The sequence below is a fragment of the Allobranchiibius huperziae genome (genome assembly GCF_013410455.1).
Classification (GTDB): Bacteria; Actinomycetota; Actinomycetes; order Actinomycetales; family Dermatophilaceae; genus Allobranchiibius; species Allobranchiibius huperziae.
On sequence record NZ_JACCFW010000001.1, the window covers coordinates 3506499 to 3527877 of the forward strand.

At 70.0% G+C, this 21379-nt stretch carries 22 protein-coding genes and 1 tRNA gene; 9 read left to right on the plus strand and 14 right to left on the minus strand.

What is annotated here, in order from left to right; all coding sequences use genetic code 11:
* Positions 1–26: 26 nt before the first annotated feature.
* Positions 27–1076: a hypothetical protein gene (locus HNR15_RS16725; RefSeq protein ID WP_179483427.1), complete on the minus strand. Its 1050-nt coding sequence runs from the start codon at positions 1074–1076 to the stop codon at positions 27–29.
* An 89-nt stretch (positions 1077–1165) separates the two neighbouring features.
* Here HNR15_RS16725 and HNR15_RS16730 point away from each other — a divergent pair, with 89 nt between their 5' ends.
* Together HNR15_RS16730 and HNR15_RS16735 are read left to right on the plus strand one after the other, a co-directional pair.
* Positions 1166–1684 (plus strand): peptidylprolyl isomerase, encoded by a 519-nt coding sequence (locus HNR15_RS16730; RefSeq protein WP_179483428.1) that lies wholly within the window; start codon positions 1166–1168, stop codon positions 1682–1684.
* Positions 1685–1824: 140 nt separating this feature from the next.
* Complete coding sequence (locus tag HNR15_RS16735; protein ID WP_179483429.1) at positions 1825–2688, plus strand: rhomboid family intramembrane serine protease; 864 nt, start codon at positions 1825–1827, stop codon at positions 2686–2688.
* Positions 2689–2909: 221 nt separating this feature from the next.
* Here HNR15_RS16735 and HNR15_RS18945 read toward each other — a convergent pair whose 3' ends face one another.
* On the minus strand, positions 2910–3359 hold the full coding sequence (locus HNR15_RS18945; protein WP_343048583.1) for a cell division protein CrgA: 450 nt from the start codon (positions 3357–3359) through the stop codon (positions 2910–2912).
* An 89-nt stretch (positions 3360–3448) separates the two neighbouring features.
* On the opposite strand from HNR15_RS18945, the gene HNR15_RS16745 reads away from it, so the two are divergent.
* From HNR15_RS16745 to HNR15_RS16760, 4 genes are all read left to right on the plus strand, one after another.
* Positions 3449–4291, plus strand: a complete 843-nt coding sequence (locus HNR15_RS16745) for a DUF881 domain-containing protein (RefSeq protein ID WP_246305945.1) — start codon at positions 3449–3451, stop codon at positions 4289–4291.
* Positions 4288–4938 carry an aminodeoxychorismate/anthranilate synthase component II gene (locus HNR15_RS16750; RefSeq protein ID WP_179483430.1) on the plus strand — a complete coding sequence of 217 codons (651 nt, stop codon included), beginning with the start codon at positions 4288–4290 and terminating at the stop codon, positions 4936–4938. Before HNR15_RS16745 ends, HNR15_RS16750 begins: the two co-directional genes overlap by 4 nt.
* 293 nt (positions 4939–5231) lie before the next feature.
* Entirely contained in the window at positions 5232–5729 is a 498-nt protein-coding gene (locus HNR15_RS16755; RefSeq protein WP_179483431.1) for a hypothetical protein, read from the plus strand.
* 148 nt (positions 5730–5877) lie between these two features.
* A complete protein-coding gene (locus HNR15_RS16760; protein WP_179483432.1) occupies positions 5878–7644 on the plus strand; it encodes a DUF429 domain-containing protein in 1767 nt (588 codons plus the stop codon).
* Positions 7645–7655: 11 nt separating this feature from the next.
* On the opposite strand, the gene pknB is transcribed toward HNR15_RS16760, so the two are convergent.
* From pknB to HNR15_RS16800, 8 genes are read right to left on the minus strand one after another with little or no spacing between them, the layout of a single operon-like run.
* The gene (gene pknB / locus HNR15_RS16765) at positions 7656–9506 is read right to left on the minus strand and encodes a Stk1 family PASTA domain-containing Ser/Thr kinase (protein WP_179483433.1); all 1851 of its coding nucleotides are present in this window, start codon (positions 9504–9506) and stop codon (positions 7656–7658) included.
* The gene (locus HNR15_RS16770; protein ID WP_179483434.1) at positions 9503–9712 is read right to left on the minus strand and encodes a hypothetical protein; all 210 of its coding nucleotides are present in this window, start codon (positions 9710–9712) and stop codon (positions 9503–9505) included. The genes pknB and HNR15_RS16770 overlap by 4 nt, the downstream gene beginning before the upstream one ends.
* Complete coding sequence (locus HNR15_RS16775) at positions 9709–11154, minus strand: serine/threonine-protein kinase (protein ID WP_179483435.1); 1446 nt, start codon at positions 11152–11154, stop codon at positions 9709–9711. Before HNR15_RS16775 ends, HNR15_RS16770 begins: the two co-directional genes overlap by 4 nt.
* The gene (locus HNR15_RS16780; RefSeq protein WP_179483436.1) at positions 11151–12602 is read right to left on the minus strand and encodes a peptidoglycan D,D-transpeptidase FtsI family protein; all 1452 of its coding nucleotides are present in this window, start codon (positions 12600–12602) and stop codon (positions 11151–11153) included. The genes HNR15_RS16775 and HNR15_RS16780 overlap by 4 nt, the downstream gene beginning before the upstream one ends.
* A gap of 58 nt (positions 12603–12660) precedes the next feature.
* On the minus strand, positions 12661–14052 hold the full coding sequence (locus tag HNR15_RS16785; protein ID WP_179483437.1) for an FtsW/RodA/SpoVE family cell cycle protein: 1392 nt from the start codon (positions 14050–14052) through the stop codon (positions 12661–12663).
* Positions 14049–15326 (minus strand): PP2C family protein-serine/threonine phosphatase, encoded by a 1278-nt coding sequence (locus HNR15_RS16790; protein ID WP_179483438.1) that lies wholly within the window; start codon positions 15324–15326, stop codon positions 14049–14051. The genes HNR15_RS16785 and HNR15_RS16790 overlap by 4 nt, the downstream gene beginning before the upstream one ends.
* Positions 15327–15330: 4 nt before the next feature.
* Positions 15331–15798 carry an FHA domain-containing protein FhaB/FipA gene (locus HNR15_RS16795; protein WP_179483439.1) on the minus strand — a complete coding sequence of 156 codons (468 nt, stop codon included), beginning with the start codon at positions 15796–15798 and terminating at the stop codon, positions 15331–15333.
* Positions 15795–16763 carry an FHA domain-containing protein gene (locus HNR15_RS16800; protein WP_179483440.1) on the minus strand — a complete coding sequence of 323 codons (969 nt, stop codon included), beginning with the start codon at positions 16761–16763 and terminating at the stop codon, positions 15795–15797. Before HNR15_RS16800 ends, HNR15_RS16795 begins: the two co-directional genes overlap by 4 nt.
* A gap of 321 nt (positions 16764–17084) precedes the next feature.
* Between HNR15_RS16800 and HNR15_RS16805 the strand changes: the two genes are divergently transcribed.
* A tRNA-Leu gene (locus HNR15_RS16805) sits at positions 17085–17171 on the plus strand.
* Positions 17172–17249: 78 nt separating this feature from the next.
* On the opposite strand, the gene HNR15_RS16810 is transcribed toward HNR15_RS16805, so the two are convergent.
* Positions 17250–18101: a helix-turn-helix transcriptional regulator gene (locus tag HNR15_RS16810; protein WP_179483441.1), complete on the minus strand. Its 852-nt coding sequence runs from the start codon at positions 18099–18101 to the stop codon at positions 17250–17252.
* 102 nt (positions 18102–18203) lie between these two features.
* Here HNR15_RS16810 and HNR15_RS16815 point away from each other — a divergent pair, with 102 nt between their 5' ends.
* Positions 18204–18938: an SDR family NAD(P)-dependent oxidoreductase gene (locus HNR15_RS16815; RefSeq protein ID WP_179483442.1), complete on the plus strand. Its 735-nt coding sequence runs from the start codon at positions 18204–18206 to the stop codon at positions 18936–18938.
* Positions 18939–18955: 17 nt separating this feature from the next.
* Here the strand turns inward: HNR15_RS16815 and HNR15_RS16820 are convergent, their stop codons facing one another.
* Positions 18956–19318: a cupin domain-containing protein gene (locus tag HNR15_RS16820; protein ID WP_179483443.1), complete on the minus strand. Its 363-nt coding sequence runs from the start codon at positions 19316–19318 to the stop codon at positions 18956–18958.
* A 261-nt stretch (positions 19319–19579) separates the two neighbouring features.
* A complete protein-coding gene (locus HNR15_RS16830) occupies positions 19580–20005 on the minus strand; it encodes a MarR family winged helix-turn-helix transcriptional regulator (protein ID WP_179483444.1) in 426 nt (141 codons plus the stop codon).
* 56 nt (positions 20006–20061) lie between these two features.
* On the opposite strand from HNR15_RS16830, the gene HNR15_RS16835 reads away from it, so the two are divergent.
* Complete coding sequence (locus HNR15_RS16835; protein ID WP_179483445.1) at positions 20062–20859, plus strand: alpha/beta fold hydrolase; 798 nt, start codon at positions 20062–20064, stop codon at positions 20857–20859.
* 27 nt (positions 20860–20886) lie between these two features.
* Here the strand turns inward: HNR15_RS16835 and HNR15_RS16840 are convergent, their stop codons facing one another.
* The gene (locus HNR15_RS16840; RefSeq protein ID WP_179483446.1) at positions 20887–21369 is read right to left on the minus strand and encodes a CYTH domain-containing protein; all 483 of its coding nucleotides are present in this window, start codon (positions 21367–21369) and stop codon (positions 20887–20889) included.
* Positions 21370–21379 lie beyond the last annotated feature (10 nt).

Sequence of the window (21379 nt, forward strand, 5' to 3'; positions counted from 1 at the left end):
GCTTCGACGACGTACGACGTGCTCGGTCAGCTGGCGCTGTGTCGGCCGCGGGTCTCGCCGGTGAGCGCACCGTCGGCGCGGCCCTCGACCGAACCGACGAGGTCGTCAGTCGGTGTGGCGATCTCGTCGGCGCGCTGCGTGGTGAGCGGCGCGGCGGTGGTGGCCTGCTGCTGGGCGGCGCGCGTCTTGGCACGTCGGCCGGCGAAGATCAGGGCACCGGCGGCGACGACGGCGACGACGCCGACCGTGATCAGCACCGTGCCCTTCTTCTTGCGCAGCTTCGCGGCCTGGGGGGCGACGCGCTCGATCCGGTGCTGGGCACCACCCGGGAGGGACGTGTACGCGCTCGCGCCGGCGGCGGTGGCCGCACCGGTCGCGGCGAGCAGCGCCTCGTGCAGCTTGGAGGCCCACTCCGACGCGGCGTCGGACGTCTGGTCCTTGACCGCAGAAGCGGTCTCCGCGATCTTCTCCTGCTGCGTGGCGGTGGCCTTGTTGACCTTGTCCAGCTGCGGCGCGACGGCCTTGCGCAGCTTCTTGGTCTGCGGCGCGGACGCGATGCTGTCGCCGACCGATGCGAGGCTGTCGCTCACGTCGGAGGCCTTGCTCTTGACCGAGTCGGAGAGCTTGCCGGCCTTCTTCTGGGCGCGCGCAGACTTCTTGGCGGCCTTCTTCTGCAGCTGCGAGGAGCGCTTCGCGGCCTTCTTCTGCGACTTGCGGCCCTTGCGGCCGGCGGACTTGCGTGCCTTCTTCGCCTTGGTCGCCGCGTCGTCGGCCTTGTCCTTGGCATCGCCGGCTGCGTCCTGGGCCTTCGCGCCCGCGGCACTCGCCACCGCGGCGGCGGAGGAGGCCTTGTCCTTGGCCGCGTCGTTCGCCTCCGCGAGCTTCTCGCGTGCCGCGTCGGCGGCCTGACCGGCCTTCTCCAGACCTGCCTCGACAACGGGCGCGGCCTTCTCCAGCGCGTTCTCCACCGCCGGACCCGCCTTCTCCTTCACGGTCGCCAGCGTGTCGGACGCCGCCGACACCAGCTGGCCTGCCTTGTCCTTCGCGACGTCGGAACGTGATTTCGTGGTGAGCAAGAGCGTCCTCCAAGGTTGCCGGTTCCGGCCTATCCTGCCCTGTCGCACCGGACTCGGCCAACCGGGCGTGCCGTGCGAAACTTCTTGGCATGAACGCGACGCTGCACACCAACCACGGCGACATCAACCTGGTGCTCTTCCCGGACGCCGCCCCGAAGACGGTCGAGAACTTCACCGGTCTCGCCCGTGGCACCAAGGAATACAAGGACGACGCCGGGCGCACGAACCCGACGCCGTTCTACGACGGCCTGATCTTCCACCGCGTGATCCCCGGCTTCATGCTGCAGGGCGGCTGCCCCCAGGGCGTCGGCATCGGCGGCCCGGGTTACAACTTCGACGACGAGATCTCGCCCGACAAGGACTTCCGCTCGCCGTACATGCTCGCGATGGCGAACGCCGGCAAGCGCGGCGGCAAGGGCACCAACGGTTCGCAGTTCTTCATCACCGTGGCCCCGACCACCTGGCTGCAGGGCAAGCACACGATCTTCGGTGAGGTCGCCGACCAGGCCAGCCGCGACGTGGTCGACAAGATCGGCGCCGTGCGCACCGGCGGCCAGGACAAGCCGGTCGACGACGTCGTCATCAAGAGCGTCGAGATCACGGACTGACTCTCTTCGACGACTGCGGGGTCCGGCACTTGCCGGACCCCGTCGTACGTTGACGGGGCAATGAGGCCACCTGTGACACCACCACTACAGGGCTCGCGGTGCACGCGGGTCCCTCGTCAGCGCGCCCAGCGAGCTGCGCGATGACCGCACCCGACCAGCCGGTGTGCCCGCGGCACCCCGACCGGGTGGCGTACGTGCGGTGCCAGGTGTGCGAACGCCCGACCTGCCCGGACTGCCAGCGTCCGGCGCCCGTCGGCATCCACTGCGTCGACTGCGTCCGTGCATCGGCCAAGACCCACCGGTCGGCGACGACGGTCTTCGGCGGCCGGGTGGCCCTGGGTCGGCCCGTCGTCACCATCTCGCTGATCGCCCTCTGTTCAGCGATCTGGCTGCTGCAGCAGGCCTATCCGCCGCTCACCGACCGCTTCTTCTACGCACCCTTCCAGACCGGTGATCAGCCCTACCGGCTCCTCACGGCGACCTTCCTGCACGCACAGAACCAGCCGACCCACCTGCTCTTCAACATGTTCGCGCTGTGGGTCGGCGGCCAGTTCCTGGAGCCGGCCCTCGGCCGGGCCAGGTTCCTGACGATCTACCTGATCTGTGGGCTCGGGGGCTCGATCGGGTTCGAGCTGCTCGCCAGCTCTCCGAGTGTGACGAGCCTGGGTGGGTGGTACACCCCCACGCTCGGCGCGTCCGGTGCGATCTCGGGTCTCTTCGGCGCCGCGATCGTCTGCAACCGGCGGCTCGGCGTCCCCATCGGCGGACTGGTGGGGCTGGTGGTCATCAACGTGCTGATCGGTCTGGTCATCCCCGGGATCGCCTGGCAGGCGCACCTCGGCGGCGCGATCACCGGTCTGGCCTGCGGGGCGATCGCCACCTACCTCGGTGCCGAACGGCGGCGCTGGCAGTGGCCGGCGTACGCCGCGATCGTCGTGCTGCTGGTGGTGCTGGCAACCGTGTGCTTCGAGAGCGTGTCGGTGCCGGCGATCGTCGGTCTGTAGTCCGCGGTCCCGCCCGGCTATGGCGTCCACGGCCTGTTCACTGGGTTCGAACACCGGCAGTGCTGCTGAACACCCCGCCGTGAAGGCTGACTTACACCGGTGTAGTTATCCCCACCTGTGGATAACCCTGTGGACGAACCACCCGGGGCACAGCGAAGCCCGAGAGGCACAGGCTGAGCTGTGCCTCTCGGGCTGAGGTGCGCCTCGGTGGGTGCCGAGGCCTACTTCCAGCGGGTGGTCATCAGGAAGCCGGCCATCACCAGCACGAAACCGATGCCCAGGTTCCACACGGTGCCGACCTTCGGCGCCGGGTAGTCGCCCTGGGCCAGGTAGGTCACGACCAGCCAGAGCAGTCCCAGCACCATGAAGCCGACCATCAGCGGGACCCACCACACGGGGTTGTCGCCGCCGCTGACGCGCACCTTCTGTGCCGTCGTACGCCGGGCGAGCTCCTCAGCCGTGTCGAGCTTCTTCTTCGAGCCCTTGCTCGCGGCCGGGGTGGCCTTCGCCGACTTCTTGGCGGCACCGGGTGTCTTCACCGCGGACGTCGCCTTCGTGCTCGAGGACGCGGTGGTGTCGCCGGCATCGCCGGCGGCACCGTCACGGGCCGCCCGGGCATCGACCGGCGTGCTGCCGGACGGGGTCGAACTGTCCTTGCGGGGCTTGCTCACGGGGGGATCTCCTCGGATTGGGCGCGGCTACGCTAGAGGGTAGATCACCGCAACACCGTTCATCCTCACCACGCTACGGAGTCCCGCACATGCCCCGGTCGCAGGCGCTGCACGGGCTCCGCATGCGTCGACGACCGCGACCAGCGGCCACGCGCTCGCGGTGGAGGTACGTCGTCCCCGTCGTGGCGCTCGCTGCCGGCGGCCTCTTCGGGGTCAGCGCGATCACCTCCAACGGCACCGACTTGCGCCCCGCGACCCGCGACCTGGTGCAGGTCGTGCGCAGCGGCGACCAGCGGGTGAAGACCAAGGCGGCCGGCGTACGCCGCCTGCAGGCCGAGGTCGATGCGCTGTCCGCCCAGCGCGCGCCCGGGTCCTCCCGTCTCGCGCAGCTGCAGAAACAGGAGTCGAGCATCGCCGTCGCCGCCGGCATGACGCCGGTGCAGGGGTCCGCGGTCACGGTCACCCTCGACGACTCCCACCGCGATCTGTCGACCCTGCCCGCCGACACCGACCCCAACTGGCTGCTCGTGCACCAGCAGGACGTGCAGGGCGTCGTCAATGCGCTGTGGCAGGGAGGCGCCACCGCGATGACGATCATGGACCAGCGGATCATCTCCACCTCGGCCGTGCGCTGTGTCGGCAACACGTTGCTGCTGCAGGGTCGGGTCTACTCGCCGCCGTTCGTCATCAGCGCGATGGGCGACCAGAAGAAGCTGCGCAACGCGCTCCAGAAGGACCCGGCCGTCTCGGACTACCGCGACTACGTCCCGCTGGTCGGCCTCGGCTATTCGGTGAGCGACAAGGACGACGCGCACTTCGCGGCGTACGCCGGCAGCGCGCAGCTGCGGTACGCGACGAGCCCGGCCACCCCGTCGAGCCCGACCGGCCCGTCCGGTGCACCCACTTCATCGAGCACGGAGGCTCCCAAGTGACCCGGATCCTGGTGGTCGACAACTACGACAGCTTCGTCTTCACGATCGTGGGCTACCTGGAGCAGCTCGGCGCCGACTGCACCGTCGTACGCAACGACGAGGTGGCGGCGAGCGATGGCGGCGGCTACGACGGGGTCCTGATCTCCCCCGGACCCGGCACGCCGGAGGGGGCCGGCGTCTCGATGGCGATGATCCAGGCGTGTGCCGACCGCGGCCAGCCGATGCTCGGGGTGTGCCTGGGTCACCAGGCGCTCGGTGCGGTCTACGGCGCCACGGTCGATCGAGCGCCGGAGCTGTTGCACGGCAAGACCTCTCAGGTGCGCCACGACGGGACCGGGGTGATGGAGGGCCTGCCTTCGCCCCTGCGGGCGACGCGCTACCACTCCCTGACCATCGAACCGTCCACGATCCCGGCCGAACTGGTCGTCAACGGCAGCACCGACTCCGGCATCGTGATGGCCGTGCGGCACCGCACCCTCCCGCTGCACGGCATCCAGTTCCACCCCGAGTCGGTCCTCACTCAGGGCGGCCACCGGATGCTCGCCAATTGGCTGCAGGTCGCCGGTATGCCGGACGCCGTCGCCCGCAGCGCCGGGCTGGCTCCGCTCGTGCAGGGGCTCGACGCCGCCGTGCTCGACGCGGGCTGACCTGGTTCGGCTCCTCCAGCGGCGCCGCATGGTCCCTTGCAGCGCCGTACGACGCGCGCGGCCCAAGACAACGGCGCCGCCCGGTCCGTCACGGCGCTCGCCGTCCGGGAGTCGAACCGGACCGATGCGATGCGGCCGGCCTTCTGTATACCGCGGGAGGAGACAGAGGCTCACACGTGCCGGATCGGCCTCCTGAGGGGTGGATCTCCTCCCGCCGTACACCGGCCGGCATCAGCGCCCCAGTTCCACTACTACGACGCGATAGAACGCATCACTGCCGTTTACTGGCGCACATGAATCGCGAAGACCTCGAGGCGCTGGTGCCGGACATGATGGCGAGACACCCGCTCTGCGCCTGGCGGATCAGCGAGTCGTCGACGACCGCTAAATTCGTGGTGGACGTGCATCTGCGCAGTGATCCGAGCCGCCGTGCCGAGGTCGCGGCCCAAGAGGGGTGGGAGATCTTCACCAACCTCATCCTCGGCCACCTCGACATCGACTTCGCCTACAACGACAAGGATCGGATCGACGCGTTGGCAGGCCGCCTCGAACGAGCGGCGTGGGCACTGACGGGCCCCACCCACTTCACCTTCACCTACGCGGAAGGAACTCTGGTGCGGTCGTCGATGGACATCGACGCCGAGGAATCGGAGTCGAGCCCTCACCAGAGCGCCTACCACTGGGGTCGCAGGGTGCGCGAACTGCTGCGCGGGCACATCATCACCGGGACGGCGGAGCTCGACTGGCCGCGACTCGATCCGCCACCTGCGGTGGACACCGCGCACCTCTGAACGGCGCCGCATGGTCCCTTGCAGCGCCGTGCGACGCGCGCGGGCCATGACAACGGCGCCGCGTGGTCCCTTGCGCAGCTGGCCGCGCTGGGCGCGCCGCGCGGCCGGTGTGGCCTGACCTCGGCCGGGCATCGGGCATGCTGACCGGATGCACTTCGCCGGCCTCGACCTCGCCTGGGGCAACAGGAGTCCCACGGGCGTCGCCGTTCTCGACGACAGCGGGGCCTTGTGCCACCTGTCGGCCGCCCGCACGGACGCCGACATCGAGGCGAGCCTCGCGCCGTACCTCGACGACGGCCTGGTGGTCGGAGTGGACGCGCCGCTCGTGGTCACGAACGAGACCGGCAACCGCGCGGCCGAGCGGGCGCTGAACAAGGACTTCGCGCGCTTCGACGCGGGTGCCCACCCCTCGAACCTATCCATCCCGACGTTCCGGAACGGTCTGCGCGGCGCGCGCGTCTGTGAGCAGCTCGGCCTCGACATGGACCCGGCGTCGCGGGCGCCGCGGCGTGCCGTCGAGGTCTACCCGCATCCGGCGACGGTCGCCCTCTTCGAGCTCGGGCGCACGCTGAAGTACAAGAACAAGCAGGGTCGTTCGGTCGCCCGGCTGCGCGATGAGCTGCTGACGCTCATGCGGTTGCTGGAGTCGCTCGCGGCGGCCACCCCGGCCCTGCACCTGGTGCCCCATGACGGCTGGCGCGCCCTGGTGACGTCGGTGGAGGAGGCCACGAGCAAGGCACAGCTGCGGGTCGCCGAGGACCAGGTGGACTCCGTGGTGTGCGCCTACGTCGTGCTGTTCCGCGAACGCCGGCCGGAGGCGATGACGACGTACGGCACCTTCGCCGACGGGTACATCGTCACTCCGACGCTGCCCGACGGCCTGGTGCCCTCGCCGCGCGCGCCGCGGGTCGAGCAGCGGGTCGACGTCGTGCGCCGCGCGACGCAGGAGTACGCGATGGGCTTCCCGGCCGTGCAGGCCGCCGCGGAGGAGGCCATCGAGATCGTCGTCGGCGTCCTGGACGACGCGGGTCTGAACTACCTCAGCGTGACCGGTCGCGCGAAGAGCATCGCGTCGTTCGCGGAGAAGGCCGGGCGCACCATCGACGGCGTCGCTCTCTTCGCCGATCCGCTGACCGAGATCGGCGATGTCATCGGACTGCGGGTCATCACCTACGTGCACAGTGACGTCGCCTCCGTCGCAGAGCTCCTGGCTGCCGAGACGGTGGTCATCGAGGACCGTGACATGGGGCAGGCGACGGCGAGCGAGGGTGGGTTCGGCTACGCGAGTCGTCACCTGCAGATCCGGCTCGCTCCGTCCGAACAGGTCGTGCACCCGCTGATCGGCGACCGCCAGATCCAGGTGCAGATCCGCACGGTGCTGCAGCACGCGTGGGCCGAGTTCGAGCATGACATCCGCTACAAGGGAACGATCCCGGACGAGCATCGCGCCGACTTCGACCGCCGCTTCACGCTGGCCGCCGGCCTGTTGGAGCTGGCGGATCAGCAGTTCTCCACCATCCGCGAGCGTCTGCACGACGGGGTCCGCGAGCCCAGTGTCACTGTGGCCGATGACGACCCGCGCATCAGTCCCCGGGAGCTCGCGGCGTTCCTCGCGGGCGAGTACGCCGACGCCAGCTGGTCGCGCCCCGACCACTACGCGTGGATCGCAGGCCTGGTCCTCGAGCTAGGCATCACCTCATTGGCGGAGCTGGCCGACACCATCCGCGCGGTCGACTCCGGCGCGATCGAGGCCCGGATGGGATACCGCAACCGGGCGGGCGCCGTACGCCGGCTCGACGATGCGCTCCTCGTCAGCTACGGCGACCGCTACATCCGGTTGCACGGCAACGCCCACCGGGTCGACCGACTGCAGGCACGCCTGCAGAAGATGTCCCCCGACGCCGAGTCGGACTGACACCAGGTCGATCACGGCGTCGACATCCCCTGGGTCGGGGGACTGGCGGACTTGCTCGGGCTGCTCGAGGAGGACGTCGGGCTCGATGTGGTCGTCGAGGTCGGAGGGGGGCTCGTCGTCGTCGATGTCGATGTCGAGGTCGGCGGCGGGGTGACGGTCGAGGTGAAGGTGGACGCCGGCGGCCGCAGGATGCCGACGTAGATCGTGATGATGGAGTTCACCGCGACCTTCTGACCCGCGTTGCTCACCCGTACGACCTTGTCGACCTGGCCCGGGTCGCTGGTCTCGACGGCCTGGATCGTCGCCCCGAGGTGAGCCGCGCGCAACTCGATCTGAGCGGCCGAGCTGCTCTTGCCCCGAAGATCGGAGGGCACCGTCACCTGTCCGCTGCTCACGTTGAGGATCAACGGGGAGCTGGGGTTGGCCGAATTGCCGCTCGCAGGAGTCGTGCTCACCACGACACCCTGGTCGTACTGGGTGTCGGGGACCTGCTGGCTGCTGACCGACACGTTCGTGAATCCGGCGTCCTTCAACGCCTGTTTCGCCTGGTCGACTGTCTGGCCGGAGAGGTCGGGGATGGGCAGCGCGTCCGGGCCGCTGGACACGTCGATGACGACCGTGCTCCCGGCTCGGGCGTCGCCGGACGACGGGTCCTGGCTCACGACCTGTCCGATGGTCGCGTCGTTCGTGACCTTGTGCACCGACGGGGCGAACCCGCTCGATTTCAAGGTGGCGATGGCCTGGGCCTGGGTCAAGTTGACCACGTTGGGCACGCTCGTGAGCTTGGTGCCGTCGCCGGAGTTCATCACCAGGTAGCCGATGCCGAGGATCGCCGCGAGCAGCGCCACGACGGCCGCCACCCAGATGAGGGTGCGCCGTGGCGGGGAGTGCGACCCGTCGTACTCCGCCGTCGGATCGTGCCCGACGGCCGGGGCGGGTACGGCGTGCGGCTCGCCGTCCATCGGCCGGCCCGCGCCCTCCGTCGCCGCCGCGGCAGCGCTGAGCGGCTCACCGGTACGCGCCCGCTGCAGGTCCGCGCGGAAGTCGCCGGCGTGCTGGTAGCGCGAGCCGCGCGGCTTCTCCAACGAGTGCAGCGTGACCGCGTCCATGGCGGGCGGCACCGACGGCTCGTAGACCGACGGGGGCTGCGGCTGGTCGGTGATGTGCTGGTAGACGAGGCTGACCGGCTCGCCGACGAACGGCGTTCTGCCCGTGAGCAACTCGAAGAGCACGCATCCGGCGGAGTAGAGGTCGGAGCGCGCGTCGACGGTCTCGCCCTGGGCCTGCTCGGGCGACAGGTAGCGAGCCGTGCCGACCACGGCCTGCGCCGACGTCATCGTCGCGGCGGTGTCGGCCAGCGCACGGGCGATGCCGAAGTCCATCACCTTGACGCTGCCGCCGCGGGTGAGCATCACGTTGGCCGGTTTGATGTCCCGGTGCACGATGCCCTTCTCGTGCGAGTAGTCCAGGGCCGACAGGATGCCCATCGTGATCCGGGCGGCCTCGTCGGGCGCGAGCTTGCCCTCGTCGTCGAGGATGTCGCGCAGCGTCTCGCCCTCGACGTACTCCATGACGATGTAGGGGACGTCCACGCGGGCGCCGCCGGTCTCCACGGCGATGTCCTCGCCGGAGTCGTAGACCGCCACGACGGCATGGTGGTTGAGCCCGGCGGCCGACTGGGCCTCCCGGCGGAAGCGGGTGAGGAACGAGGGGTCGCGGGCCAGGTCCGAGCGCAGCATCTTGATCGCGACGGTGCGTCCGAGGCGGGTGTCGTGGCCGAGGTGGACCTCGGCCATTCCGCCGCGGCCGATGAGCTCGCCGACCTCGTACCGGCCGCCCAGGATGCGGGGGGTGTCGTTCACCGTGCCTCCTGCCCGAACGCCGCTGTGAGGAGACCCGGAGCGGGCGCGGATGGCATCACCGACGGTCGGTGCACCTCGACCGCGGGTCCCGCCGCGGCCTGGTCGTGGTTCTCGGAGTACGTGACGAGCGAGCGTGCCACAACGGCGTCCAGACTCCCCGGGATCGAGGGGTTGAGGGTGGCGGGCATCGGAGAGCGGGGCGTCATCGCAGCTCCATGGCGGTCGTGCCGGGGTGACGCAACGACGCGATCTGAACGGGTTTGGTGAAGTGCTCCTGCGGGGTGCCCGAGGAACGCCCGCGGAGGAGGACGACGAGCACGACGGCGACGATCACGATGATCAGCGCGATCGCAGCGAGCACGGCGTACCGCCGGGTCCGCGACGTGGTGGTCGACGGCCCGGACGCACGGCTGCCGGACGGCTGACCCTCGGTCTCGCGCTGGTCGCCGCGGTCCCCGGCGATGCCAGGGGGCAGCACCCGGGTCGACCCGGGACCGGAGGGGAGGTGCTCGGTGGTGCGGCGGCCTGGGAGCTGATGCCCGCGTGGCGGATCGCCGTGCGTGCCTTGCGGTCCGGAGGACGGTGCGCCGTGCTCGCCGTGGTTGCCGGGCTCCCTGTGGGCGGGGGCGCCGAAGTCGCCGAAGTTCTGACCGGGGTACTCATCGGGTCCGAACGGCGCGGCACCCTGCGGCCCGGAGTGCGGGCCGGGGTCCTTGCGGTCGCGGCGGCGCCGACGGCCCTCCCCTTGCGGCGAGTGAGGCGCGGGCGGGGACGGGTCCCACTCGCCGCGCCGCGGCGGCTCGCTGTACGGGTCGAAGCCCATCCGCGCGCTGTCGACGATCGACTGCTGCAGGGCGCGGGCGAACTCGGCCGCCGAGTCCGGGCGGAACTGCGGGTCCTTCTCCAGCGCGGCCAGGACGACGGCACGCACCGGCGGCGGCACGAAGTCCGGCATCGGCGGCGGCTGCTCGTTGACGTGGGCCATCGCCAGCGCGACGGGGCTGTCGGAATTGAACGGCCTTGCGCCGCACAACATCTCGTACGTGACGACGGCGAGTGCGTAGACGTCGCTGAGGGGGGTGGTCTCCTGACCCAACGCGGCCTCGGGCGCGAGGTACTGCGCGGTCCCCATCACCTCGCCGGCCTTGGTCATGGCCGCGGAGCCGACCGCGCGGGCGATGCCGAAGTCGGTCAGCTTGACGATCCCGTCGGCGGTGACGAGCACGTTGGCGGGTTTGACGTCGCGGTGCACCAGGCCGTTCAGGTGCGCCGACTGCAGCGCCGTCGCGGTCTGGGCGATGAGCCCCACGGTGTCGACCGCGGGCATCGGCGCCCGGTCGGCGATGATCCGCGAGAGCGGCAGGCCGGGGACGTACTCCATGACGAGGTACGCCGATCCCTCGTCCTCGCCGTAGTCGTAGACGGCCGCGATGTTGGCGTGGGTGAGCGCCGCGGCCAGGCGTGCCTCCGTGCGGAACCGCTGGTCGAATCCGATCTCGTCGGTCAGCCCGCCCTTCAGCACCTTGACCGCGACGGTGCGCCCGAGGATCGCGTCGGTGGCTGCCCAGACCTCGCCCATGCCGCCGGCCGCGATCTTGTCGGTGAGCGTGTAGCGCCCACCCAGGGTGTCCCCACCACCTGCGCTCATCGCCCGATCCCCGCCTCGATGACCTGTTTCGCGATCGGCGCCGCGACCGAGCCCCCGCCCGCCTCCGCACCGTACTTGCCGCCGTTCTCCACGAGCACGGCGACGGCGATCTTGGGGTTGTCGGCGGGCGCGAACGCGGTGAACCACGCGTGCGCGGGCAGTCCCTGCCCGTGCTGCGCGGTGCCGGTCTTGCCGGCGACCTGGACGCCGGGGATCTGCGCCCGCGTGCCGGTGCCGCTGTCGACGACCGCCAGCATCATCGTCTTCAGTTCGCTCGCCACCTGGGAGCTGACGGCGGTGGAGAAGAGCTTGGGGTCGGTGGAGGAGATGACGTCGAGGTTGTCGTCCCGCACGTCCTTGACCAGGTAGGGCGTCATCACCCGGCCGCCGTTGGCGATCCCGGCGGAGACCATCGCCATCTGCAGCGGGGTGGACTGCACGTCGTACTGGCCGATCGAGGACTGGGCCAGCTGCGCCGGGTCGAGGCCGGTCGGGAAGCGGCTCGCCGCGACCGACATCGGGATGTTCAGCTGCTGCCCGAAGCCGAACCGTTGTGCCTGCGCCGCCACGGCGTCCTGGCCGAGGGAGAGGCCGACACTGGCGAACGCGGTGTTGCAGCTGATCTCCAGTGCGTGGATGAGCGTCGTACGACCGCCCGGTCCGCAGGCGCCCGAGAAGTCATTGGGCAGAGTGGTGTTCGTCTGGGGCAGGCGCAGTGACGCCGGGCCGGGGACGGAGGTCTGCGGGGTGTATTTGCCCGAGGACAGGGCCGCCGCACTCACGATCAGCTTGAACGTCGAACCGGGCGGGTAGAGCTCGGAGGTGGCGCGGTTGAGCAGCGGCCGCGAGGTGTTCTTGATGAGCGACGTCCAGTTCTTCTGGACCGTCGTCAGGTCGTGCCCGGACAGCTCGTTCGGGTCGTACGTCGGGCTGGTCACCATCGCGAGGATCGCGCCGGTCTTCGGGTCGAGCGCCACGACGGCACCGACCTTGGATCCGAGAGCCGACTTCGCCGCCTTCTGCACCTTGGCGTCGAGGGTGAGGTCGACGTTGGCGCCCTGCGGTTTCTGACCGGTCACGATGTCGGTGAAGCGGCGGTAGAAGAGCTGGTCGGAGGTGCCGGACAGCAGGCTGCCGTACCTGGACTCCACGGCGGAGGAGCCGTAGAGGAAGGAGTAGTAGCCGGTCGCGGCGGCGTACGTCGTGCCCTGCGGGTAGGTGCGCAGCCACTTGTACTCGTCGTTGCTGGGCTTGGACACCGCGACCGCGTTGCCGCCGACGAGGATCGAGCCGCGCTGCCGTGCGTACGACGAGAGCAGGGTGCGCCGGTTGCCGGGCCTGTCGTTGAGGGCCTTGGCCTGGAAGAACTGGATCGTCGTCGTGGCGATCAGCAGCGCGCAGAACATGGCGGCGACCACGAGCCCGAGGCGGCGGATGGGTGCGTTCATCGGGGTCCCCGCGAAGTACTTGGGGGAGCGCAGCGGAGGAAAGACTTCGTGGGGTGGATCACCGCGACTTCACCACCTGGGTGTCGGCGGACCCGACGGCCGAGGCGCCGGGCTCGTCGACGGTCGGGCGGCGGGCCTGGTCGCTGATCCGCAGCAGCAGCACGATGATGATCCAGTTGGCGATCAGCGAGCTGCCGCCGGCCGACATGAACGGCGTGGTGAGGCCGGTGAGCGGGATGACCCGGGTGACGCCGCCGACCACCACGAAGACCTGCAGCGCCATCGAGAAGCCGAGGCCCGTCGCGAGCAGCTTGCCGAAGCCGTCCCGCGCGGCGATACCGGCGCGCAGCCCGCGCTCCACCACGATCGCGAAGAGCACGATGATCGCGATGAGTCCGACCAGCCCGAGCTCCTCGCCGAACGAGGGGATGATGAAGTCGGAGTTGGCAAAGTAGGTCAAGTCGGGGTGGCCCTGTCCGAGGCCGGTGCCGAGCATCCCGCCACTACCCATCCCCATCAGCCCCAGCGCGAGCTGGTCGGACAGGTGCGGGTTGAACGGGTTGATCCACAGGTCGACGCGCACCTGGAAGTGCGCGAAGAGCAGGTACGCCGCGTAGCAGCCGGCGAGGAAGAGTCCCATGCCGATGACGATCCAGGAACGGCGTTCGGTGGCGACGTAGAGCAGCGCGACGAAGAGGCCGAAGAAGAGCAACGACGTACCGAGGTCGGACTCGAAGACCAGCACCGCGAGGCTCGCGAGCCAGGCGATGATGATCGGTCCGAGGTCGCGGGCACGGGGCAGCGGGAAGCCCAGGATCCGGCGACCGACGAGCGACAACGCGTCGCGCTTCTGCACCAGGTAGCCGGAGAAGAAGATGATCACGCAGATCTTCGACAGCTCGCTCGGCTGGAACGACAACGGCCCCAGGCCGATCCAGATACGGCTGCCGTTGATGTTGCGCCCGAGGATCGGGGTGAGCGGCAGCAGTAGGAGCACGAGACCGGCGAGCGCGAAGGTGAAGGTGTACTGCCCGAGCCGGCGGTGATCGCGCACCACGACCAGCAGCACTCCGGCGACGAGCACCGAGATACCGGTCCAGAGCAGCTGACGCACCGCCGCCCCCTGGCCGATGTGGTGGCCCTGGGCGAGGTCGAGACGGTGGATCATCACCAGTCCCAGGCCGTTCAGCAGCGTCGCGACGGGGAGCAGGATCGGATCGGCGTACGCCGCCTGCCACCGCACCAGCAGGTGCAGCGCCAGCGCGACGACCCCGAAACCGATGCCCAGCGTCAGCAGGTCCGGCGGCAGGGTGTTGTCGACGGCCAGCCCGACGTCGGCGTACGCGAGCAGCACGATGGCGATGGCGAACGCGAGCAGCAGCAACTCCACGCCGCGCCGGGTGCGTGGTGTGTGCGGGGTGATGGTGCGCAGCGCGAAGGAACTGCTCATGTGCTGCAACTGCTCGCTTGGCTGCGGCAGGCCGCGGCCTGGGTGGTGAGGGTCTGCACGACCTTGCGTGCGTCGGGAAGGTCGTCGGCGCCGATGGTGGCGCGGACCCGGCTCTGGTAGTAGGACGGCAGATCGGTGGTCTTCACGTCGGTGTGCTGCCGGACCGAGTGCAGGTGGAAGGGTCCGATGCTGTTGTGCAGCCCGCGGTAGATGGCCACCGAGCCGTGGTCGTCGCCGACGTAGTACTGGGACTGCGTCCAGGAGTAGCCGATCCACCCCCCGACGGCGATGATCGCGACGACCAGCAGCCCCAGCCCGAGCCAGCGCAACCGCCGGAAGCGGGAGGGTCCCTCCTCGGCGAGGACGGGGGTCTCGTGCTCGTCGTCCTGCTCGTCCTGCGACCCGGGCGCGGGACCGTTGGCCTCACGGCTGAGCGCGGCGGCCTTCTCCGCCGGGGTCCGCGGCTCCGGGGGCGGGGTGTCGTCCGGCCGCATGGGCGGCGCGCCGGCCGCGCCGACGACCTGTGGCGTCGCGGACGTCGGGGCGGCGGAATCCACCACGTCCGCGACCACGACGGTGACGTTGTCGCGTGCGGAGGCCTTGAGGGCGATGGCGATCAGCCGGTCGGCGATCTCACCCGGCGTGCCCTGGGAGGTGACGATGTCCTCGATGGTCGACTTCGCCACGTAGTCCGAGAGCCCGTCCGAGCACATCAGGTAGCGGTCGCCCACCTGCGCCTCGCGCAACGACAGGTCGGGCTCGTCGTCGGCGCGCCCGGTGAGTACGCGGGTGACGAACGAACGCTGCGGGTGATGTTCGGCCTCGGCCTCGGTGATCCGGCCGTCGTCCAGCAGCGCCTGCACCAGGGAGTGGTCCTTGGTGATCTGGGTGAAGACGCCGCCGCGGACCAGGTAGGCGCGCGAGTCGCCGATGTTGGCCATCGCCAGCTTGTTGCCGCTGCGCAGGAAGGCGATGAGCGTGGTGCCCATCCCTTCGAGATCAGGCTGCTCGTCCATCTCGTCGCGCAGACGCTCGTTGGCGCGTACGACGGCGTCGTGCAGCTGCGCGAGCGCCTCGTCGGCGCCGTAGGACTCCCCGTCCAGGTGCACCAACTCGGCCACGACCGTGGAGCTGGCCATGTCGCCCGCGGCGTGGCCGCCCATCCCGTCGGCGAGTACGAGCAGGTCGGGCCCGGCGTAACCGGAGTCCTCGTTGCGGGTCTTGGAGCCCAGGCCCAGGTCGGTGCGGGCGGCGTAGCGCAGCGCGATCGGCATGCCGCTACTTCCTGACTTCCAGGACGGTCTGGCCGATCCGGACCCGGGTGCCCTCGCGCAACGGCACGTGCTGACCGATCGGGCGGTCGTTGATGAAGGTGCCGTTGGTGGAGCCGAGGTCGTCGATGAACCAGCTGTCGCCGTCGCGGTAGACCTGCGCGTGGCGGCCGGAGGCGAAGTCGTCCGACAGCACGAGGACGCACTCGGGGTTGCGGCCGATCAGGACGCCGCCGTCGGACAGGGGCACGCTGATGCCGCGCATCAGACCCTCGATGACGGCAAGGTGCGTCGGGCCACCACGCGGTGACCGGGCGGGGCGGCGTTCGTCGCGCAGCGGCTGGCGTCGGTTGTCGGCGCGGGCGCCACGGATGCCGTAGAGATCGCCGCGCATCACCCCGACGATGCTGAAGATGAACGCCCAGAGGGCGACCAACAGCCCGATGCGGATGACCGTGATCGTCAGTTCGCTCACCGGCGCCCGCCTTCGCGGAAGAGCAGGTGGGTGCGCCCCACGGTGATCCGGTCGCCGTCGTGCAGGTGGGCCCGGTCAATCGGGTCTCCGTTGACGAACGTACCGTTGGTGGAGCCGAGGTCACGCACCGTCATCACCAGGTGCGGACCGTCGTTGGTGATGCGGATCTCGCTGTGCCGCCTGGAGATTCCCGGGTCGTCCAGCATGATGTCGGCGTCGTCGTCACGGCCGATGACAGTAATGGCGCCGAGCAGCGGATAGCTGTCCCCGTCGATGATCAACGACGGACGCTGCTTGAAACGGCGGGGCGCGGCCGGGCTGGGGACGCGCGCGGCGCGCGGTTGCTCGGGCGCGGGATCGTCGTAGCCGGGGTGCTGCTGCATCGGCTGCTGGTGGTGCTGCGGCACCTGGTACTGCTGAGAAGGAGTCGGGTACTCCCAGGGCGGTGTCTGGTACTGCTGCGGCGCGGGTCCGTCGTCGTAGAGCGGTCGGCGACCCTCGTCCCACGGCTGGTCCTGGCGTGCCGAGGAGGGGTCGAACTCGTCGTACTGCCGCGGCTGCGGTCGCGGGGGCTGCGGTGCTTCCTGCACCTGCCGTGCGATGGACGGACGCAGGCGGAAGACGCCGGTCTCCAGCTCCGGGTCCGCGGCGAACTGCACCGACACCGGCCCGCCGGGCACGTAGCGCTGACTGTCGGCGTGCTCGGTCGCGCTCGCGATCAGCTCGTCGGTGATGTCGTCGCGTGCCGCGTCGAGGCGCTCGAAGTCGCCGGGGCTGAGGTCGACGGTGAACAGGTTGGGCACCAGCGCGCGCTGCCCCTTCTTGGTGGCCGCCGCGCGGTCGTCCATCGCTCCGCGCATCGCGCTCGCGATCTCCACCGGCTGCACCTCGGAGCGGAAAGCCTTGGCGAACGCGCCGTTCACGCCCTCGGACAGGCGGCGTTCGAGGTTGGAGAACAAACCCATCACTGCCTCCTGTTCCTCGTCGGGTCATGCCTCGGCGCCCAGCTGCGGACCCGCCTTACGCGGGCAGACCGGAGTGCACGGCGTACGCCGCGGGCGTGCTCGATCGTAACTGCGCCATGCGCGCGCGAGCCGCAGGCACGGTCACCTAGGGAGCAGCTGTGTATTGGGGGTGCGATGCCGCCCTGTCGTGTCGTCGGCCGGAGTCCGCGCCGCCGCGTGGAGTCGTCTCGCGCTCCATACGGCGCGCCACGACTCCACCTGTACGACGTGGCACCCCGGTTTGGCGATCGCGGAGCCGTCAGGCAGACTAGGGCGGCACTCGCGCGAGTGGCGGAATAGGCAGACGCGCACGGTTCAGGTCCGTGTGCCCGAAAGGGCGTGGGGGTTCAACTCCCCCCTCGCGCACCAGATGAACGGCGGTTGCGACCACAGGTCGCAACCGCCGTTCTGCGTGCTGAGAGTGCAGGCGTGGCGCGGCGAATCCGGTCAGAGGCTCTCGTTGGAGACCGATGTCGCCCAGTTGGCGAGCAGTGGGAGAACTCTCGCGGTGGGTGAGTCCGGTTCGACGGTGTAGACCACCAGACGTTGATCCGGGTCGTGGGGGCCGACGACCGATTCGATCCCGAAGACCAGTGGCCCGGCGACAGGGTGGGCGACCCTCTTGGTCAGCGAGGTCCGGAAGGTGACCCCCTGGTCGTCCCACCATCGGGCGACGTCCGGATCACCATCGCGCAGCTCGCGAACGAGCGCCGTGAGGCGGCGGTCGTCAGGGCGGCGTCCGGCCTCGTAGCGCAGCGCTCCGACCGCGGACGCGGCGAAGCCGTCCCAATTGGTGATGCGTTCGCGAGCGCCAGGGTCGAGCAACAACCACCGGGCGAACGACGCTCCGGGCTCCGCAGACCAGCCGAGGACCTCCCGCAGCAGCCCGTTGCCGGCGAGCACCTCCGAGCGGGGTCCGAGCAGCAACGTCGGCACCTGGTCCAGTTGCGCCATCAGCCGGAGCATTCCGGGGTTGGCATGCACCGGGAGGTCGGGCGCGACCCGTCGCCGCGGCGAGGTGGGTGCGGCGAGATTGCGCAGGTGCTGGGCCTCGAGGTCGTCGAGCTGCAGGGCGCGCGACAGGGCATCGACCACGTCGTCGGTGACGGTGTGCTGGCGGCCCTGCTCCAGACGGCTGTAGTGGTCGGGGCTCAGCCCGGCAAGGACCGCCAGTTCCTCCTTGCGCAGACCCGGCACCCGACGCGGTCCGGGGAAGGCATCGATCCCTGCCTGCGCCGGGGTGAGGCGGTCGCGGCGGGAGCGCAGGAATGCACCCAACGGGGAACGATCGGTGGGCATGGGCACCACGGTAGGCGCAGCGGACGCCGTCAGCGTGGGCATGCCGTGCCCAGGCACTGCTCGCCCTGGCGCCCCCATTCGCAGAGCCGTTGACTGACACGCATGACCGACACCACAGCAGCACGCACCGTCCTCGTGACCGGCTCGACCAGCGGCATCGGCGCCGCGACCGCCCGCACCCTCGCCGCTGCCGGGTGGCGCCTCGTCGTCACCGGACGCGACGCGACCCGGGGTGACTCCGTCGTGGACGAGATCGCCACGGCCGGCGGCCACGCGGTCTTCGTGGCCTCGGACCTGTCCGCCGCACCGGAGGACCTGCGTGCTTTCGCCACCTCCGCGATCGACGCCGTGGTCCACAACGCCGCGCTCTGCCCGCCCGTCGACACGGTGTCACTCAGCGACGCCGACCTGGAGGCCACGCTGGCCGTCAACATCCGCGCACCCCACGTGCTGACCGCCGCGCTCGCCCCGGCGATGGCCGAGCGCGGCGCCGGCGGGATCGTCGTCATCGGATCGTGGATGGCGCATGTGGGCCACGCCTTCGTCGGCCTCTACTCGGCGACCAAGGCGGCCGAGATCCAGCTGGCCCGCAGCTGGGCCGCGAAGTTCGGGCCGCGCGGCGTACGCGTCAACACGGTGTCACCCGGCGCCACCCGGACCCCCATCAACGCAGCCGACGACGACGTCATCGCGACGATGACGTCGGGGACGCCCGCCGGCCGTCCTGGCACACCTGAGGAGATCGCTGCCGCCGTGACATGGGTGCTGTCCGATGCCGCGGCCTACCTGCACGGGGCCGAACTCGCCGTCGACGGAGGGATCACCGCGACCCGCTGAGTGCGGGGGCGGCGAGCTCAGATGCTCTCGACGACGGCCGTGAGATCTCCGCCCGCGTCGCCGGTGTTGACCACGCCCGCCGGCTCGAGCAACAGCGCCCGGACTTCGCTGTCGGCGCGAGGGCAGTGCTCCACCCCGCGCGGCACGACGTAGAGCTGCCCGGGACGCAGCGTGATGTCGCGGTCGCGCAGCTGAATGGTGAGTTCGCCGTCGAGGACGAGGAACAACTCGTCGGTGTCCTCGTGGGAGTGCCAGACGAAGTCGCCCTCGACCTTGACGATCTTCACGTCGTAGTCGTTGATCCGGGCGACCAGCTTGGGTGACCAGTGCTCGGTGAAGTGACTGAACTTCTCGTCCAGGTCGACCGCGTCATCCGTCATGAATCCAGTCTGCCGTCGAAATCGCCAGCAGGGAGTCAGTCGTCGGCCTCGACGGCGAAGGTGTTGCCATCCGGATCCTGGAACCAGGCGATGCGACCGCCGTCCTCGATGGCGGCACTGGGGCCCGACTGCGCGAGCGGCAACCCCAGTCGGCCTTCGTAGAACTCGGCTGCGGTGTGGTGTCGGACACGGCGATCGATGCCCTGACCGGGAAGTCGCTCAACGACATCGACTCACGTTATCCGCCGCCCTCAGTCGGGGCTAGACGCCGGAGGGATCCGCGCCCAGTACGCGGTCGAGCAGACTTGCGAACTGCTCGAGCTCGTCGGGTGTGAGCCCGTCGAACGAGGTCTCGACAACCGTGGCGACCGCCTTCTGACCGGCTTGACGCAGCTGCTCACCCTCGGCGGTGATCCGGTGTCGCACGGCTCGACCCGGGCCCGGTACCCGTTCGATCAGTCCCCGATCGGCCATCCGCACGGCCAGTGACCCGAACGACTGGTCCGTCTGGAAGGTGAGCACTGCGAGCTCGTGCAGGGAGGCGTCCGGACGTTCGCGCAGGTGTCGCAGGGTGTCCCACTGGATGAGCGAGAGTCCCAGCGGTGCAAGGGCTTTGGTCAGCCTGCGGTGGTGTCGGTACTGCAACCGTTTGACAGCGAGCGCGACGTTCGCCGGGGAGGGATCCATCCGGTCAAAGATAGCGACCGTTGCTTATATAAGTAAGCTTATATAAGGTTACTTGTATGACGAAGACACCCTCCGCCGCGGTGGTCCGGCCGACGAGAAGCGCCACCATGACCCTCCGTGACCGGGACGATGTGCACATCACCGTCGATGACATCGACCGCACATCCCCGTTCCTCCTCCTGCACGGCGGCGGCGGCCCGCTGACGATGACCGGCTTCGCGCACCTGCTCGCCGAGCGGACTCACGCGCGGGTGTTGCTGCCGACCCATCCCGGTTTCGGTGGCACCACGCGCCCCGACACCCTCGCCTCGACCAGGGACCTGGCCGCCGCGTACGTCGAGCTCATCGACCAGCTCGACCTGGCAGACCTGACCCTGATCGGCAATTCCTTCGGCGGCTGGCTGGCGGCGGAGATCGCGCTGCTGAGCTCCGCCCGGGTCAGGGGAATCGTCATCCTGGACGGTGTCGGTCTGCAGGTCGACGGCCACCCGCCCACCGACGTGCGCGGCCTCGCCCCCGCCGAACTGGCCGCCCTGTCGTTCCACGACCCGGCCAAGTCCCCGGCGGCGCGGGCTCCGGGAGGCAGCGGACCGAGCCCCGACATCCAGGCCCTCATGGCGTATGCGGGGGAGGCGATGACCGACCCGACTCTGGGCGACCGGCTCGCCGACCTGGAGCTGCCCGTGCAGGTGATCTGGGGGGAGAGCGACGGCATCGTCGACCCGGACTACGGCAGGGCGTACGCCGCCGCCATTCCCGGATCGACCTTCACCCTGCTGGCCCGCACCGGTCACCTGCCCCAGCTCGAGACCCCCGAGGAGCTCCTCGACGTGATCCTCGACATCGACCGGTGACGAGCTCGCCCGAGGGCGTAGCGACGACTACCGCGCGAGGGCAGCTCCGGTCCATCTCTCGTCAGCGCTGACATCCATCGCTATGTCGAGCCATGCCGGCAGCGTCGATGACGGCGTGTCTCCGTCATCGATCTCGGCGAGGAGCGTGCCGTCTTCCAACTCGTCGACAGCGATCTGCCAGTCCTCGCGCGACACCCGGTGCCGGACCTTCTGCAACGTGCGGGCGGGAAGCTGTCGAAGCAACGCCCACTCCGCGTCGTCGAGGTACATCGAGGTGCAGGCCACTGCGGCCGGCCCGTCCGTGAGACGCACCTTGTGCCCCAGCTTGCGCACGCGGCGACCGTCCGGCCACACCATCTCCCGAAGACGAAGCCTGGACCCCTCGACATACCGATCCGTGATCTGTATCGACTCGACCACACCTTCGGGGATGGAGTTCACGAGAAAACGTCGCTCTCTCTCCACCACTGCGTATTTCAACGACATCGCCACCACGCCATGCTCGCTCATGGCCCGACGT

Bases quoted from the DNA above. Each gene is read 5' to 3' on its own strand.
- HNR15_RS16730 (WP_179483428.1), top strand. From the start codon at position 1,166: ATGAACGCGACGCTGCACACCAACCACGGCGACATCAACCTGGTGCTC.
- HNR15_RS16735 (WP_179483429.1), top strand. From the start codon at position 1,825: ATGACCGCACCCGACCAGCCGGTGTGCCCGCGGCACCCCGACCGGGTG.
- HNR15_RS16745 (WP_246305945.1), top strand. From the start codon at position 3,449: ATGCCCCGGTCGCAGGCGCTGCACGGGCTCCGCATGCGTCGACGACCG.
- HNR15_RS16755 (WP_179483431.1), top strand. From the start codon at position 5,232: ATGAATCGCGAAGACCTCGAGGCGCTGGTGCCGGACATGATGGCGAGA.
- HNR15_RS16760 (WP_179483432.1), top strand. From the start codon at position 5,878: ATGCACTTCGCCGGCCTCGACCTCGCCTGGGGCAACAGGAGTCCCACG.
- HNR15_RS16770 (WP_179483434.1), bottom strand. From the start codon at position 9,712: ATGACGCCCCGCTCTCCGATGCCCGCCACCCTCAACCCCTCGATCCCG.
- HNR15_RS16775 (WP_179483435.1), bottom strand. From the start codon at position 11,154: ATGAGCGCAGGTGGTGGGGACACCCTGGGTGGGCGCTACACGCTCACC.
- HNR15_RS16780 (WP_179483436.1), bottom strand. From the start codon at position 12,602: ATGAACGCACCCATCCGCCGCCTCGGGCTCGTGGTCGCCGCCATGTTC.
- HNR15_RS16785 (WP_179483437.1), bottom strand. From the start codon at position 14,052: ATGAGCAGTTCCTTCGCGCTGCGCACCATCACCCCGCACACACCACGC.
- HNR15_RS16790 (WP_179483438.1), bottom strand. From the start codon at position 15,326: ATGCCGATCGCGCTGCGCTACGCCGCCCGCACCGACCTGGGCCTGGGC.
- HNR15_RS16800 (WP_179483440.1), bottom strand. From the start codon at position 16,763: ATGGGTTTGTTCTCCAACCTCGAACGCCGCCTGTCCGAGGGCGTGAAC.
- HNR15_RS16810 (WP_179483441.1), bottom strand. From the start codon at position 18,101: ATGCCCACCGATCGTTCCCCGTTGGGTGCATTCCTGCGCTCCCGCCGC.
- HNR15_RS16815 (WP_179483442.1), top strand. From the start codon at position 18,204: ATGACCGACACCACAGCAGCACGCACCGTCCTCGTGACCGGCTCGACC.
- HNR15_RS16820 (WP_179483443.1), bottom strand. From the start codon at position 19,318: ATGACGGATGACGCGGTCGACCTGGACGAGAAGTTCAGTCACTTCACC.
- HNR15_RS16830 (WP_179483444.1), bottom strand. From the start codon at position 20,005: ATGGATCCCTCCCCGGCGAACGTCGCGCTCGCTGTCAAACGGTTGCAG.
- HNR15_RS16835 (WP_179483445.1), top strand. From the start codon at position 20,062: ATGACGAAGACACCCTCCGCCGCGGTGGTCCGGCCGACGAGAAGCGCC.
- HNR15_RS16840 (WP_179483446.1), bottom strand. From the start codon at position 21,369: ATGAGCGAGCATGGCGTGGTGGCGATGTCGTTGAAATACGCAGTGGTG.